General features: G+C 63.6%; 14 protein-coding genes. All 14 read left to right on the top strand.

The genetic code is table 11. From position 1 onward, the window contains the following. The first annotated feature begins 191 nt into the window (after positions 1-191). A complete protein-coding gene (locus EOC83_RS00465; RefSeq protein ID WP_013529706.1) occupies positions 192-1,250 on the top strand; it encodes a LacI family DNA-binding transcriptional regulator in 1,059 nt (352 codons plus the stop codon). Beyond that, positions 1,247-1,426 carry a hypothetical protein gene (locus tag EOC83_RS00460; RefSeq protein WP_013529705.1) on the top strand — a complete coding sequence of 60 codons (180 nt, stop codon included), beginning with the start codon at positions 1,247-1,249 and terminating at the stop codon, positions 1,424-1,426. The genes EOC83_RS00465 and EOC83_RS00460 overlap by 4 nt, the downstream gene beginning before the upstream one ends. Then, entirely contained in the window at positions 1,423-3,024 is a 1,602-nt protein-coding gene (locus EOC83_RS00455) for an acyl CoA:acetate/3-ketoacid CoA transferase (RefSeq protein ID WP_063168954.1), read from the top strand. Before EOC83_RS00460 ends, EOC83_RS00455 begins: the two co-directional genes overlap by 4 nt. Next, a complete protein-coding gene (locus tag EOC83_RS00450) occupies positions 3,017-3,793 on the top strand; it encodes an enoyl-CoA hydratase/isomerase family protein (RefSeq protein WP_013529703.1) in 777 nt (258 codons plus the stop codon). Before EOC83_RS00455 ends, EOC83_RS00450 begins: the two co-directional genes overlap by 8 nt. Positions 3,794-3,802: 9 nt before the next feature. Continuing rightward, on the top strand, positions 3,803-5,314 hold the full coding sequence (locus EOC83_RS00445; protein ID WP_063168955.1) for an aldehyde dehydrogenase family protein: 1,512 nt from the start codon (positions 3,803-3,805) through the stop codon (positions 5,312-5,314). Between the two features lie 57 nt (positions 5,315-5,371). Then, positions 5,372-6,625 carry an ABC transporter substrate-binding protein gene (locus EOC83_RS00440; RefSeq protein WP_013529701.1) on the top strand — a complete coding sequence of 418 codons (1,254 nt, stop codon included), beginning with the start codon at positions 5,372-5,374 and terminating at the stop codon, positions 6,623-6,625. Between the two features lie 104 nt (positions 6,626-6,729). Next, on the top strand, positions 6,730-7,686 hold the full coding sequence (locus tag EOC83_RS00435; RefSeq protein ID WP_063168956.1) for a sugar ABC transporter permease: 957 nt from the start codon (positions 6,730-6,732) through the stop codon (positions 7,684-7,686). Beyond that, the gene (locus tag EOC83_RS00430; protein WP_027161386.1) at positions 7,683-8,627 is read left to right on the top strand and encodes a carbohydrate ABC transporter permease; all 945 of its coding nucleotides are present in this window, start codon (positions 7,683-7,685) and stop codon (positions 8,625-8,627) included. Before EOC83_RS00435 ends, EOC83_RS00430 begins: the two co-directional genes overlap by 4 nt. Before the next feature lie 4 nt (positions 8,628-8,631). Further along, complete coding sequence (locus tag EOC83_RS00425; RefSeq protein WP_013529698.1) at positions 8,632-9,747, top strand: ABC transporter ATP-binding protein; 1,116 nt, start codon at positions 8,632-8,634, stop codon at positions 9,745-9,747. An 88-nt stretch (positions 9,748-9,835) separates the two neighbouring features. Further along, positions 9,836-11,338, top strand: a complete 1,503-nt coding sequence (locus tag EOC83_RS00415) for a GMC family oxidoreductase (RefSeq protein WP_063168957.1) — start codon at positions 9,836-9,838, stop codon at positions 11,336-11,338. After that, positions 11,335-12,093: a 3-ketoacyl-ACP reductase gene (locus EOC83_RS00410; protein WP_013529695.1), complete on the top strand. Its 759-nt coding sequence runs from the start codon at positions 11,335-11,337 to the stop codon at positions 12,091-12,093. The genes EOC83_RS00415 and EOC83_RS00410 overlap by 4 nt, the downstream gene beginning before the upstream one ends. A 12-nt stretch (positions 12,094-12,105) precedes the next feature. Beyond that, positions 12,106-13,734, top strand: a complete 1,629-nt coding sequence (locus EOC83_RS00405) for a GMC family oxidoreductase N-terminal domain-containing protein (RefSeq protein WP_063170331.1) — start codon at positions 12,106-12,108, stop codon at positions 13,732-13,734. Positions 13,735-13,751: 17 nt separating this feature from the next. Beyond that, positions 13,752-14,060, top strand: coding sequence for a Dabb family protein (locus EOC83_RS00400; protein ID WP_063168958.1), 309 nt, complete (start codon positions 13,752-13,754; stop codon positions 14,058-14,060). A gap of 163 nt (positions 14,061-14,223) precedes the next feature. Further along, complete coding sequence (locus EOC83_RS00395) at positions 14,224-15,441, top strand: MFS transporter (protein WP_024502755.1); 1,218 nt, start codon at positions 14,224-14,226, stop codon at positions 15,439-15,441. Positions 15,442-15,449 lie beyond the last annotated feature (8 nt).

The following is a 15,449-nucleotide window of genomic DNA, read 5'->3' as shown; positions in this document are numbered from 1 at the left end:
AGGACCTTTAAGATTCGAACTCCCTGCAGGATGAAATGCTGCATTGCAACAGGAAAGCCTTATGAAGCATGCCATTTGAGTACGCACAATCGATGTTCGAGGCGCGGGAAAAATCCCGATTGACTCACGAGCGGAGCAGAGATTAGAACGTTCCAATAGTTTTGGGCCTGCAGTCGGGAGGATGCATCTGGATGGCCAACCGGGCCAAGGCGACGATATTCGACATCGCCCGCGAAGCGGGCGTGTCCAAATCGACGGTATCGCTCGTGCTCCAGGGCAGCGGACTGATCCGGCCCGAAACAGCGAGCAAGGTGCGCAAGGCGATCGAGGATGTCGGTTACGTCTACAACCGCGGCGCCGCCAATCTGCGCAAGGCGCACTCCAACGTCATCGGCATGGTCATCAACGATCTCACCAATCCTTTCTTCGCGGAGCTGGCGGTTGGCATGGAGCGGGTCTTCCAGTCGGCCGGCATCGTGCCGTTCATCGCCAACACGGCGGAAAATCCGGTGCGCCAGGAAGAAGTGCTGAAGTCGCTGATGGAGCAAGGCGTCGCCGGCCTCATCGTGTCGCCGGCTCGCGGCACGACGCCGGGCGCCTTCAGGCGGATCGAGACGGCAGGTCTGCCGGTGGTCTTCGCCATGCGCCGGCTTCCCGAGAGCCGCATTCCGGTCATCGCGCCCGACAATCATCGCGGCGCCTATCTCGCCACCGCTCATCTGATCGGCAAGGGACATCGCCGGCTGGTCTTCTTCGGCGGCTCGTCCGATCTCGTCGTCTATCACGAGCGGCTTGGCGGATTTCGCGAAGCCTGCGAGACGCAGGGCATCTCCGACCGCGACACTCTGGTCGTCGAGGGAGAGACCAGCCGCAGAGGTGGTATCGCATGCCTCGAAACCGCTCTCGCAATGGCTGAACCGCCGACCGCGGCACTCTGCTTCAACGACGCCGTCGCCTTTGGCGCCATGCTGGCGCTGCGCAAGCGCGGGCTTGAGCCGGGAGTTGATTTCGCCATCGTCGGCTTCGACGATGTGGCCGAGGCCGAGCACTACATGCCGGCTCTGACCAGCGTCGCGGTGGACTCGGCGGGCCTCGGCGAACGCGCCGCCCATGTCATGTTGAAAATGATCCAGTCACGCACAACACGGGCCGAAGACCATATCGGCGCGGTCAATCTGGTGGTCAGGGAAAGCTGCGGCCCGGATCGCCGCATTCGAAACAGGGCGGCCGGTTCGGGAGGCGCTGCATGAGCGTCAAATGGAGCTTGATCGGTGCCAGCACGATCGTCAGGCAGTTCATGATCAACGCCATCCGCGCGCAAGGCGAGGACAGCATCTGGTCATCGGCGTCAGTCGAAGCAGCATTGCAAACCGCGAAATCAGGCAAGGCGGTCGCAATCGAGCCTAAGCTCGGGAGTGTGAATTGAGCAAGGTGGTCTCCGCAGCGCAGGCAGCCGGCCTGGTCAAGGACGGCATGGTCGTGTCGGTGTCCTCGTCGAGCGGCCTCGGCTGCCCCGATGCGGTGCTCGCCGCGATCGGCGAACGCTTCGACGCAGAAGGCCATCCGAAGAACATCACCACGCTGCACCCGATCGCAGCCGGCGACATGTATGGCATCAAAGGCATCGACCATCTGGCCAAGCCGGGACTGCTGAAGCGTACCTTGTGCGGCTCCTACCCGTCCGGCCCCTCCTCTTCCGAACCGCCGCAGATCTGGAAGATGATCGGCGACAATTCGGTCGCCGCCTACAACGTGCCGTCCGGCATCCTGTTCGATATGCACCGCGAAGCCGCGGCCAAGCGGCCGGGCGTGCTGACCAAAGTCGGTCTCGACACCTTCGCCGACCCGCGCCACCAGGGCTGCGCCATGAACGCCGCCGCCAGCGAGCCGATCGTTTCGGTGCAGCAGTTCGACGGCGAGGAATGGCTCTATTTCCGCTCTATCGTGCCGCAGGTGTCGATCATCCGCGCCACGTCGGCCGACGAGCGCGGCAACCTCACCTACGAGCATGAGGGCGCCTATCTCGGCGGACTGGAACAGGCGCTCGCCGCCCGCAACAATGGCGGCATCGTCATCGCGCAGGTCAAGCGCGTCGTCGAGAACGGCACGCTGAAACCGCATGACGTGCGCGTGCCGGGCGTCCTGGTCGACCATATCGTCGTTGCGCCCGACCAGTTGCAGACGACGCTGACACCCTATGACCCGGCGATCTCGGGAGAAATCTTCCGGCCGCTGTCGAGCTTCCGCACGCCGGAGATGAACGTGCAGAAGGTGATCGCGCGCCGCGTCGCCATGGAGTTGCGCGACGGCATGGCCGTCAATATCGGGTTCGGCATTTCCGCCAATGTGCCGCGCATCCTTCTCGAGGAAGGCCAGCACGGCAAAATTACCTGGGTGATCGAACAGGGCGCGGTCGGCGGCGTGCCGCTGCTCGACTTCAAATTCGGCTGCTCATCGAACGCCGACGCCTTCATGCCCTCGCCGCACCAGTTCATCTATTTCCAGGCCGGCGGCTTCGACGCCTCGCTGTTGTCCTTCCTGCAGATCGATCGACACGGCTCTGTGAATGTTTCGAAGCTTTCGGCGCGGCCGCATGTCACCGCCGGCGCCGGCGGCTTTGTCGACATCACCGCACGGGCGAAGAAGATCGTCTTCTCCGGCTTCTTCAATGCCGGCGCCAAGCTGTCTCTGGCCGATGGCGGCATCCGCATCGACCACGAGGGCAAGGTCAAGAAGGTGGTCAACGAAGTCGAGCACATCTCGTTTTCGGGCAAGCGCGCGGTGGCGCAGGGACAGGACATCACCTATGTCACCGAACGCTGCGTGATGAAGCTGACGCCGGAGGGGTTGGTCGTCACAGAACTCGCACCCGGCATCGATCTGCAGCGTGATGTGCTGGCCCAGTCGGAAATTCCGTTGGCCGTTGCCAGGGACCTCAAGACGACACCGGCAGCCCTCTATCAGGAGCAACCGATAGGCCTGTCGCTGAATGGCGGCGCCTCGGTCGGAGGCGCGCGTGGCTGAGCCTCTCGTCACCTTCGAGCAGGATGGCGCCATCGGTACCATCACGCTGCGCCGGCCGGAGAAATTCAACGCACTGGACATTCCGATGCTGCGGGCGCTAGAGACGGCGCTCGACGCGGCCGAGATGGCCGAGGGCGTCCGCGTCGTGCTGCTGCGCGGCGAAGGCAAGGGCTTTTGCGCCGGTGGCGATGTCGAAGCCTGGGCGCAGATGAGTGCCGCCGATTTCCAGGTGCAGTGGGTGCGCTACGGCCACCGCGTCTTCGACCGCTTGGCGCGGCTGCGGCAGCCGACAATCGCCGTCCTGTCCGGCCATGCGCTTGGCGGCGGCCTGGAACTGGCTGCGGCTTGCGACTTGCGCGTGGCGGAAACACAAGTGAAATTAGGCTTCCCGGAAACCTCGATTGGCGTCGTGCCCGGCTGGTCCGGTACGCAGCGCGCCGTGCGCCGCTTCGGCGCGCAGACGGTGCGCCGCATGGCGCTGGGCGGCGAGATCCTTCTCGCCCCCGAGGCACTCGCCCTGGGCATCGTCGACCGGGTGGTCGCAACTGGCAACGCACACGAAGAAGCAAAGGCGTGGGCGGAAAAGATCGCCGAGCGCGGCCCGCTGGCGACGGAAGCCGCCAAGCTGATGATCGCGGTCGCCGAAGGCGAGGAAAGTGCCGCCGCCACCGAAGCGCTGGCCAGCGGCTTCATCGCCCTGACCGGCGATCTGAAGGCCGGCGTCGATGCCTTCAAGGCCAAGCAGAAGCCGGCCTTTTCGAGATCCTAGAGCAAACATATGAACGCACCCCTGAAGATCGCCATGCCGGCCGAGGCGGCCGAAGCCCCGAAAGGCTACAAGCTGCTGATCAACGGCAAGCATGTCGATGCCCGCGACGGCCGCACGATTGCTCGAAACAGCCCCGGCCACGGCTTCACCGTCTCGCACTATGCGCAGGCCGGTGAGGCCGAAGTGGAAGCCGCTGTGCTTGCCGCCCACAGGGCTTTCGAAACGGGTCCATGGCCGCGCATGAAGGCGGCCGAACGTGCCGGGATCCTGCTCAAGGCAGCTGATCTGATCGAGGGCCGGCTGGAAGACATCGCCCGGCTCGACGCACTGGAATCGGGCAAACCGATCGCCCAGGCACGCGGCGAGATCGGCGGCGCCGTCGACATCTGGCGCTATGCCGCCTCGCTTGCCCGCACCCTGCATGGTGAAACCTACGCCAATCTCGGCGACGCCATGCTGGGTGTCGTCCTGCGCGAACCGATCGGCGTCGTCTCGATCATCACCCCGTGGAATTTCCCGTTCCTGATCGTCAGCCAGAAACTGCCCTTCGCGCTCGCCGCCGGCTGCACGGCGGTGGTCAAGCCGAGCGAAATGACCTCGGCCTCGACCTTCGTGCTCGGCGACATCCTGATGCAGGCCGGCCTGCCCGCCGGCGTCGTCAATATCCTGGCCGGACTTGGCGCCGATGTCGGTGCGCCGATGGTCAGCCACCCGCTGGTCGAAATGGTCTCGTTCACCGGCTCCACCCGCGTCGGCAAGATGACGATGGCATCCGCCGCGCAGTCGCTGAAGAAAGTCTCGATGGAGCTCGGCGGCAAGAACGGCCAGATCGTCTTCCAGGACGCCGACCTCGAAGCGGCCGCCGATGCGGCGGTGTTCGGCGGCTTCTTCAATGCCGGCGAGTGCTGCAATGCCGGCAGCCGGCTGATCGTGCACGAGGCGATCGCCGACGATTTTCTCAGCGCCGTCAAGGCGCTTGCCGCCAGGGTCACGGTCGGCGATCCGCTCGATGACCAAACCAAGGTCGGCGCGATGATCTCGTCCGACCATTTGGCCAAGGTTGCCGGTTACGTTGCGGCAGCCGCGACCGAGGGCAGCAGCATCTACAGCGGAGGCAAGCAATTGGCCTCCAATATCGGTCAATACCTCGATCCCACCATCATCCGCGGCGTCACCGAGGACATGGCCATAGCGCGCGAGGAAGTGTTCGGCCCGGTGCTCTCGGTGCTGACTTTTGAATCGATTGAAAAGGCGTTGCACATCGCCAACAACACGCCCTATGGTTTGTCGGCAGGCGTGTGGAGCGCCAGCATCGACACTTGCATGTCGGTCGCGCGCGGCGTGCGTTCGGGAACCGTTTGGGTGAACACGTTCATGGAAGGTTATCCCGAGCTGCCTTTCGGAGGCTACAAGCAGTCCGGTCTCGGACGCGAACTCGGCAAACGCGCCGTCGAGGATTATACCGAGGAAAAGACAATCCAGTTTCATCGCGGCCAGCGCACCGGGTGGTGGGTCGGCTGAGTTGAGAAGAACCCGGCGGCATCCGCCGGTCGTGTAATGCAACAAGGGAGGAAGTACATGTTGCGCAAACTGCTTATCGGAACGGCTCTCGCGTCGGGCCTGGCTTTCGCGGCCCACGCCGAGGACGTCAAGGAAGTCCAGATGCTGCATTGGTGGACCTCGGGCGGCGAAGCGGCTGCTCTCAACGTCCTCAAGGGTGATCTGGCCAAGGAAGGCTATGCCTGGAAGGACGTGCCGGTGGCCGGCGGCGGCGGCGATGCCGCCATGACCGCGCTGAAGGCGATGGTCGCGGCCGGCAATTATCCGACCGCCTCGCAGATGCTCGGCTACACCGTGCTCGACTATGCAGCCGCCGGCGTCATGGGCGACCTGACCGAAACGGCGAAGAAGGAAGGCTGGGACAAGTCCGTTCCGGCAGCCCTGCAGAAGTTTTCGGTCTATGACGGCAAGTGGGTCGCGGCGCCGGTCAACGTTCACTCGGTCAACTGGCTGTGGATCAACAAGGCCGTCCTGGACAAGATCGGCGGCACCGAGCCGAAGACCTTCGACGACTTCGTTGCCCTGCTCGACAAGGCCAAGGCGGCAGGCGTGATCCCGCTCGCTCTCGGCGGCCAGAACTGGCAGGAAGCCACCATGTTCGACTCCGTCGTGCTGTCGACCGGCGGACCCGAGTTCTACAAGAAGGCCTTCAACGACCTCGATGACGAGTCCCTGAAGTCCGACACGATGAAGAAGTCGTTCGACAATCTGGCCAAGCTCGTCACCTATGTCGACCCCAACTTCTCGGGCCGCGACTGGAACCTTGCCACCGCCATGGTCATCAAGGGCGATGCCCTGGTGCAGGTCATGGGCGACTGGGCGAAGGGCGAGTTCCACGCCGCCAACAAGACCCCGGGCACCGACTTCCTGTGCTATCGCTTCCCGGGCACCGACGGCTCGGTGATCTACAACTCCGACATGTTCGGCATGTTCAATGTTCCCGACGACCGCAAGGCCGCCCAGGTCGCACTGGCCACCGCCACCCTGTCGAAGAGCTTCCAGTCGGCCTTCAACGTCGTCAAGGGTTCGGTTCCGGCCCGTACCGACGTTCCGGACACCGACTTCGACGCTTGCGGCAAGAAGGGCATCGCCGACCTGAAGGCAGCCAATGAAGGCGGCACGCTGTTCGGCTCGCTGGCCCAGGGTTATGGCGCGCCTCCGGCAGTCGCCAATGCCTACAAGGACGTCGTTTCGAAGTTCGTCCATGGTCAGATCAAGACCTCGGACGAAGCCGTGACCGAGCTGGTCAAGGCGATCGACGACGCCAAGTAAGCGCCACGCGCCAAAAACGCCTTCCCCGCTCCGGCGGGGAAGGCCCAGATCCGCGAACATAGATCCGCGAAGCTGGTTGGCCGCGAGTCGACGGGAGGAGCCCCATGAGCACGGTAGCGACAAGCCAGATCAAGCTGACGCCGGAGCATGCGCGGCCACGCGCCTCGGTGCGCTCGCGCCTGCAGGACGCATTGCCGAAGATCGTGCTGGCGCCGAGCTTCGCCATCACCATCGTCTTCGTCTACGGCTTCATCCTGTGGACGATCTATCTGTCCTTCACCAATTCCAAGACCTTCCCGTCCTATGTCCTAACCGGCTCGCGCGCCTATCAGCGGCTGTGGGGCTGGACCTTCGACACAGACCCGCCGTCGAGCTGGTACACGTCGATCACCAATATGGGTATTTTCGGTTTCCTCTACATCGCAATCTGCCTGGCGCTCGGCCTGTTCCTGGCCATCCTGCTCGACCAGAAGATCCGCGGCGAAGGCGTGTTGAGGCCGATCTATCTCTATCCGATGGCGCTGTCCTTCATCGTCACCGGCGTCGCCTGGAAATGGTTCCTCGATCCCGGCCTCGGTCTCGAGCAGACCTTGCATCAATGGGGTTGGACGAGCTTCCATTTCGACTGGATCAAGAATAAGGATTTCGTCATCTACACGGTGGTCATTGCCGGCGTCTGGCAGGCCTCCGGCTTCATCATGGCGATGTTCCTGGCCGGCCTGCGCGGCATCGACGGCGAGATCATGAAGGCGGCGCAGATCGACGGCGCCACCAACTTCCAGCTCTATCGCCGCATCGTCATCCCGCTGCTGCGGCCGATCTTCCTGTCGGCCTTCATCGTGCTCGCGCACCTCGCCATCAAGTCCTACGATCTCGTGGTCGCACTGACCAGCGGCGGGCCCGGCGGCTCGGCGTGGCTGCCGTCCAACTTCATGTATGAGTACACGTTCAAGCGCAACGAAATGGCCGTCGGCTCGGCCAGTGCGGTGATCATGCTGATGACCATCGTCGCCATCATCGTGCCCTATCTCTATTCGGAACTGCGGGAGAAGCCGCGATGAGCGCCGTCACCACTCCCGCCCGCCAGGCCTCCGGCGGCGTCAACGTCAAGACCCTCAACCGCATCGTCATCTACGGGCTGCTGGCGCTGTTTGCGCTGTTTTACCTGATGCCGCTGTTCGTCATGCTGGTGACCTCGTTCAAGACCATGGACGAGATCCAGAACGGCAACATGCTGGCGCTGCCCAAGGCGCCGACCTTCGACCCGTGGCTGAAGGCGTGGGGCGAGACCTGCGTCGGCCTCACCTGCGCCGGCATCAAGGGCTATTTCTGGAACTCCATCAAGATGGTGGTTCCGGCCGTTCTGATCTCGACCATGCTGGGCGCGCTGAACGGCTACGTGCTGACGAAATGGCGTTTCCGCGGCGCAACGCTGGTGTTCGGGCTGATGCTGTTTGCCTGCTTCATTCCGTTCCAGTCGGTGCTGTTGCCGATGGCGACCATCCTCGGCAGCCTCGGCCGCTTCGGCGTCACACTGCAGAACTCGGTCGGAACGAGCTTCGGTCTCGGCAACCCGACGGTCAACCTGGTCTTCGTCCACGTCGTCTACGGCATCGGCTTCACCACGCTGTTCTTCCGCAACTACTACGAGGCGTTTCCGACCGAACTGGTCAAGGCGGCACAGGTCGACGGCGCCTCCTTCTTCCAGATATTCCGCCGCATCATGCTGCCGAACTCGATGCCGATTTTCGTCGTCACCGTCATCTACCAGTTCACCAACATCTGGAACGACTTCCTGTTCGCCTCGGCTTACGCCGGCACCGGCGACGCGATGCCGATGACGGTGGCGCTCAACAACGTCGTCAACACCTCGACCGGCGTCGTCGAATACAACGTCAACATGGCCGCCGCGATGATCGCGGCACTGCCCACCCTTCTCGTCTATGTGCTCGCCGGCCGCTACTTCGTGCGCGGTCTCATGGCTGGCGCCGTCAAAGGATGATCTGATGGCTTTTCTGGAAATTGATGGTCTGAGAAAGCGCTTCGGCCAGGTCGAGATCCTGAAAGGGATCGATGTCGAGCTCGAGAAAGGCGGTTTCCTGGTGCTGGTCGGCCCTTCCGGCTGCGGCAAGTCCACTTTGCTCAACACCATCGCCGGCCTGGAGACGATCACCTCGGGCGAAATCCGGGTCGACGGCCGCGCCATCAACGATCTGCACCCCTCCAAGCGCGACATCGCCATGGTGTTCCAGAGCTATGCGCTCTACCCGAACATGACGGTGGCCGGAAACATCTCCTTCGGCATGGAGATGCGCGGCGTGCCGGCGGCGGAGCGCCAGAAGGCGATCGACAAGGTGGCCAAGGTGCTGCAGATCGGCCACCTCTTGCAGCGCAAGCCGAGCCAGCTTTCGGGCGGCCAGCGCCAGCGCGTCGCCATGGGCCGGGCGCTGGTGCGCGACCCCAAACTGTTCCTTTTCGACGAGCCTTTGTCCAACCTCGACGCCAAGCTGCGCGTCGACATGCGCATCGAGATCAAGCGCCTGCATGCCACCACCGGCACCACCATCGTCTACGTCACCCACGACCAGATCGAGGCGATGACGCTGGCGACCAAGATCGCGGTCATGCGGGATGGCGAGGTGCAGCAGTTCGGCACGCCGGCCGAAATCTACAACAACCCGAGCAATCTCTTCGTCGCCGACTTCATGGGCTCGCCGGCGATGAACCTGATCCCGGCGACGATCGGTACGTCAGGCAATGCGTTGTCCGTCGTGCTGCAGCGCGAGGCGCGCGAGCCGATCAACCTGCCGATGGCCAATGCGCCGGCGGGCCTGTCGGCATTCCAGGGCAAGCCGATCATCTTCGGTGTCCGTCCCGAAGCCCTGACCGATCCGGAAGGTGCCGAGCGCAACGCCTCGCACATCGCAACCGCGGACTGTCACATCGAGGTCGTCGAGCCGGCAGGTTCGGACACCTTCGCCGTCACCAATCTCGGCGGCAAGGGCGTGGTGGCGCGGCTGCGCGCCGACGCCAACATTCAGCCGGGCACCAACACGCCGCTCGCCTTCAACCTGACAAAGGCGGTGTTCTTCGATCCGGCGACCGAGACCCGTATTCGCTAATGTATGTCGCCCAAAAGTGGATCCGGTTTTGGGGCAACGACATGCATCAAAACAAAAAACTAAAGCGCGTCGGGACGCGATTTAGGCCATGAGAAATCCGGACATCGTCATCATCGGCTCCGGCATCGGCGGCGCCACGATCGCTTCCGGCCTTGCCGGCAGCGGCGCCTCGATCTTGATGCTCGAGCGCGGCGAGCCGTTGCCGGCGACGCCGCACGCGCGCGACACGCGCTCGATCTTCGTCGACGGCCATTATAGGCCGAAGGAGATGTGGCGTGAGGCCGGCGGCGCCGCCTTCAACCCCGGCAATTATTATTATGTCGGCGGCAATTCGAAGTTCTATGGCGCGGTGCTGATCCGCTACCGCAAGGAAGATTTCGCCGCCATGGAGCACTTTGGCGGGGTCTCGCCGGCATGGCCGTTCTCCTATGAGGAATTCGAGCCCTGGTATTCGAAAGCCGAACAGCTGTTTCGCGTGCGCGGTGCACTGGGCGAGGATCCGACCGAGCCGTTCCATTCGATCCCCTACGCCTACAAGCCGGTGCCCGACGAGGCGCCGATCGCCCGCGCCCGCGCCGAGCTGAAAAACCTCGGCCTGCATCCGGCCTCGCTGCCGCTCGGCGTCGACATCGACACCTGGCTGAAAGAGGGCAAGACCGGCTGGGACGCGTTTCCCAACACCGGCCAGGGCAAGGTCGACGCGCAGACAGGACCGCTGACGGCGGCCCTGAAGGACACCAACATCCGGCTCGAGACCGGCTGTTATGTCGAGTACCTGGAGGCATCGACCGACGGCAAAACCATTGCTGCCATCCACTATCGGCAGAATGGTGAGCTGAAAAAGGTGGCGCCGAAACTGGTCATCCTCTCCGCTGGCGCGGTCAATTCCGCCGTCATCCTGCTGCGCTCGCCTTCGGCCGATGGCAATGGTCTTGCCAACCGCTCCGATCAGGTCGGGCGCAATTTCATGAACCACAATTCCAGCGCCATGCTGGCGATCGATCCGCGCCGCCGCAACGATGCCGTCTACCAGAAGACGCTGATGCTCAACGACTACTATCTGTCCGACGGCAAGGGCGGTAAGCCGCTGGGGAACGTCCAACTGCTCGGCAAGATCGACGGCAACATGCTGCGGGCCAATGTCAAGTACACGCCGGGATTCGCGCTCGACTTCATGGCCGGCCACGCCGTCGACTGGTACCTGATGTGCGAAGACCTGCCCGACCCGGAAAGCCGCATCATGGTCGACGGCAAGGACATCGTCATGCAGTGGCGGCGCTCCAACATGCAGTCGCTCGACGGGCTGAACAAGGTAATGCGCGAAAACTTCCGCGCCTGCGGCTATCCCATCGTGCTGTCGCGCCCCTTCGACAAGCGCACGCCGTCGCATCAATGCGGCACGATCAAGATGGGCGACGATCCGGCGACGGCGGCGCTCGACCCCTACTGCCGCTCCTTCGACCACCGGAACCTGTTCGTCGTCGACGCCGGTTTCCTGCCGAACTCGGCGGCGGTCAACCCAGCGCTGTCGATTGCAGCCCAAGCGCTGCGCGTTGCTGACCACATCCGCAAGACGGACCTCGCCGCATGACCCGCCCCGCCGCTATCGTCACCGGCGGCGCGCGCGGCATCGGCCTCGCCTGCGCCCAGGCACTGGCGGATGCCGGCTTCGATATTCTGGTCGCCGACCTTGCCGAAACAGCCGCCGACGGACTTGCCCCCGACATCGCCAAGCGTGGCGCAAAATTCGCCTATGTCAGGTGCGACATCGCGGACCTCGACACCCATACAGCACTTGTCGATGCCGCGATGCGCGCCTTCGGCCGCATCGACTGCCTGGTCAACAATGCCGGCGTCGGCGCCGTGGTGCGCGGTGACCTCTTGGACCTCAAGCCGGAGAATTTCGACCGCACGCTGGGCATCAACCTGCGCGGCACCGTCTTCCTCAGCCAGGCTGTCGCCAAGGCGATGCTGGCTGCGCCAGGCGATCAGAGATCCATCATCACCATCACCTCGGTCAGTGCTGAAATGGCGTCGCCGGAACGGCCGGACTACTGCATCTCGAAGGCCGGGCTTTCGATGTGGGTGAAGAACCTGGCGTTGCGGCTTGCGCCTGAAAACATCGGCGTCTTCGAAGTCCGGCCCGGCATCATCCGCACCGACATGACCTCAGGCGTGACCGCCAAATATGACGCCCTTATCGACGGCGGCCTGGTTCCGGCCAAACGCTGGGGCGAAGCATCGGACATCGGCGCGGTGGTGGCGACGCTCGCCGGCGGCAAGCTCGGCTTTTCGACCGGCTCGATCATCAATGTCGACGGCGCGCTCTCGGTGCCACGGCTATGAATGGATCAGGAAATGACTGACTATATCATCGTGGGCGCCGGTCCTGCCGGCTGCGTTATGGCCAACCGGCTGAGCGAAGATCCCAGCAATTCGGTCCTGCTGCTGGAAGCCGGCGGCAAGGACTGGCACCCCTACATCCACATGCCGGCGGGCTTCGCCAAGATGACCAAAGGCATTGCTTCCTGGGGTTGGTCGACCGTGCCGCAAAAGCACATGAAGGACCGCGTCTTCTGGTACACGCAGGCCAAGGTCGTCGGCGGCGGCTCGTCCATCAACGCGCAGATCTACACGCGCGGCAATGCCCGCGACTACGACGCCTGGGAGAAGGAAGAAGGCCTCGCCGGCTGGGGCTATCGCGACGTGCTGCCCTATTTCAAGCGCGCCGAAAACAACCAGCGCTACGCCAACGACTTTCATGGCGACCAGGGCCCGCTCGGCGTGTCCAACCCGATTTCGCCGCTGCCTATCTGCGAGGCCTATTTCCGTGCCGGCCAGGAGATGGGCATCCCCTTCAACCCGGACTTCAACGGCGCTGCCCAGGAAGGCGTCGGCTACTACCAGTTGACCCAGAAGGATGCCCGACGCTCCTCCGCCTCGGTCGCTTATTTGAAGCCGATCCGCAGCCGCAAGAACCTGACCCTCCGAACCGATGTGCTGGTGACGCGCATCGTCGTCGAGAACGGTCGCGCTATCGGCGTCGAGGTGGTCGACAGGCCGGGCGGCGACAAGAAAATCCTGCGCGCCGAGCGCGAGGTGATCGTCTCGTCCGGCGCCATCGGCTCGCCGAAGCTCCTGATGCAGTCGGGGATCGGCCCCGCAGACCATCTGAAGTCAGTCGGCGTCACGCCGGTGCATGACCTGCCCGGCGTCGGCTCCAACATGCAGGACCATCTCGATTTGTTCGTCATCGCCGAATGCACCGGCGATCACACCTATGACAACTACGCCAAGCTGCACCGCACGGCCTGGGCCGGTCTGCAATATCTGCTGCTGAAGAAAGGCCCGGTGGCCTCCAGCCTGTTCGAGACCGGCGGCTTCTGGTACGCCGACCCGACCGCCGCCTCGCCCGACATTCAGTTCCATCTCGGCTTGGGATCCGGCATCGAGGCCGGCGTCGAGAAGCTGAACAATCCAGGTGTCACCCTGAACTCGGCCTTCCTGCGGCCGCGCTCACGCGGCACGGTGCGGCTGAAGAGTGCCGACCCGTCCGACCACCCGCTGATCGATCCGAACTACTGGTCCGATCCCTATGACCGCGCCATGTCGATCAAGGGGCTGCGACTGGCGCGCCAGATCATGCGACAGAAGGCGCTTGCCCCTTACGTGCTGCGCGAAGTGCTGCCCGGGCCGTCGCTCGCCAGCGACGACGAGCTGTTCGACTATGCCTGCCGCACCTCCAAAACCGACCATCACCCGGTTGGCACCTGCCGCATGGGCCATGACGACATGGCCGTGGTGACACCGGATCTGCGGTTGCGCGGCATCGAGGGCCTGCGCGTTTGCGACGCCTCGGTGATGCCGCGCGTGCCTTCATCCAACACCAATGCGCCGACAATGATGGTCGGTGAAAAAGGAGCCGATCTGGTCCTCGGCCGCGAGCCGCTGCCGCCGGCGGTGTTTTCCGGAAACCGGGCTGCTTAGCCGCTGAGGAGCAAGACATGATCAGGCACTGTGTTTTCGCTAGATTTCGCAATGATGTCGCCGCTACCGAGCGCACGGCGGTCCATGCCGATCTCGAGGCGCTGCGACAGCTGATCGACGGCATGGACGCCGTAAAATTCAGCGCCAATGTCAGCCCCGAGCCGTTCGCACGCGGCTTCACCCATGGCTTCACCATCGACTTCCGCGATGCTGCCGCGCGCGATGCCTATCTTGCGCATGAAGCGCACCAGCGCGCCGGCGCACGCCTGGTCGCTGCCCTGGAAGGCGGCACGGACGGGCTGATGGTGTTTGATCTCGAAATCTAGACTCACCATCAAGCCACGATCGAGTTCATCGACAGATGGCACCGGTCGCTCCTCATCGCACCTCAGGGGCGTTCGATCAAATGAGCCGCGCGAAAAAGTGACCACCGGTCTTCCCTGAACTGGCTGATAATTCCTCACATCGATGATGGTGGAGGAGGAAGATTTGCCCCTTAATTCGCAGCAGAAGAAGACCGTCCTCGCCTCGTTCCTGGGCTGGACGCTCGATGCTTTCGATTTCTTCCTTCTGACATTCCTGCTCACCGATATCGCGACCGAATTCCACGCCGACGTGCCCGCGGTCTCCAAGGCGCTGTTCCTGACCTTGGCCACACGCTTCATCGGCGCGTTCTTCTTCGGCATGCTTGCCGACAAGTACGGGCGCAAGCCGATCCTCATGCTCAACATCGTGAGCTATTCGGTGATCGGCGCGCTGGCCGCCTTCTCACCCAATCTCGGCATCTTCCTCGCCCTGCGCGCGCTGTTCGGCATCGCCATGGGCGGCGAATGGGGGCTTGGCAGTTCGCTGGCCATGGAATCCATTCCGCCGAGCGCACGCGGCATGGTCTCCGGCATCCTGCAATGCGGCTATCCGGCCGGCTATCTGCTGGCGGCGGTGGTCTATGGCCTGCTCTATCAGCAGACGATCGGCGGCTACACGATCGGCTGGCGCGCCATGTTCCTGCTCAGCTTCGTGCCGGCGCTGATTGTGCTCTTCATCCGCTCGCATGTGCCGGAATCGCCGGCCTTCGTCGAAGCGCAGAAGACGGCTCGACCGGGCATGTGGGAAACCCTGCAGAAACACTGGGGTGTCGCGCTCTATGCCGTCGTGCTGATGATGTTCTTCAATTTCTTCAGTCATGGCACGCAGGACCTCTACCCGACCTTCCTGAAGAAGCAGCACGGCTTCGATCCGCATACGGTGAGCTGGATCACCATCGTCGCCAATATCGGCGCCATCGTCGGCGGCCTGGCATTCGGCGCGCTGTCCGAAAAGATCGGCCGCGTCAACGCCATCACGCTGGCCTGCCTGATCGCCTTGCCGTCGATCCCGCTATGGGCCTACTCGACCACGCCGTTCATGCTCGCCATCGGCGCCTTCGTCATGCAGGTCGCGGTCCAGGGCGCCTGGGGCGTCATCCCCGTGCACCTCAACGAGCTTTCGCCCGGGGCGGTGCGGGCGACCTTGCCCGGCTTTATCTATCAGGCGGGCAATCTCGCCGCGTCCTATGGCGGCCCCTATCAGGCAGGAATCGCGGAAAGCGCCGGAGGCAGCTATGGCTATGCCCTGGCGCTGTTCGCAGGCGTGGTCGCCATCTGCATCATCGTCGTCATCCGTTTCAGTCCGGAACGACGTGGCCAGTTGATGACCGTACTCAATTAGGGTCGAAA

It is taken from the genome of Mesorhizobium sp. Primo-A (genome assembly GCF_003997175.1).
Taxonomy (GTDB): Bacteria; Pseudomonadota; Alphaproteobacteria; order Rhizobiales; family Rhizobiaceae; genus Mesorhizobium; species Mesorhizobium ciceri.
Note: the sequence above shows the minus strand (reverse complement) of the source record. Positions and strands in the feature narration are given on the sequence as shown.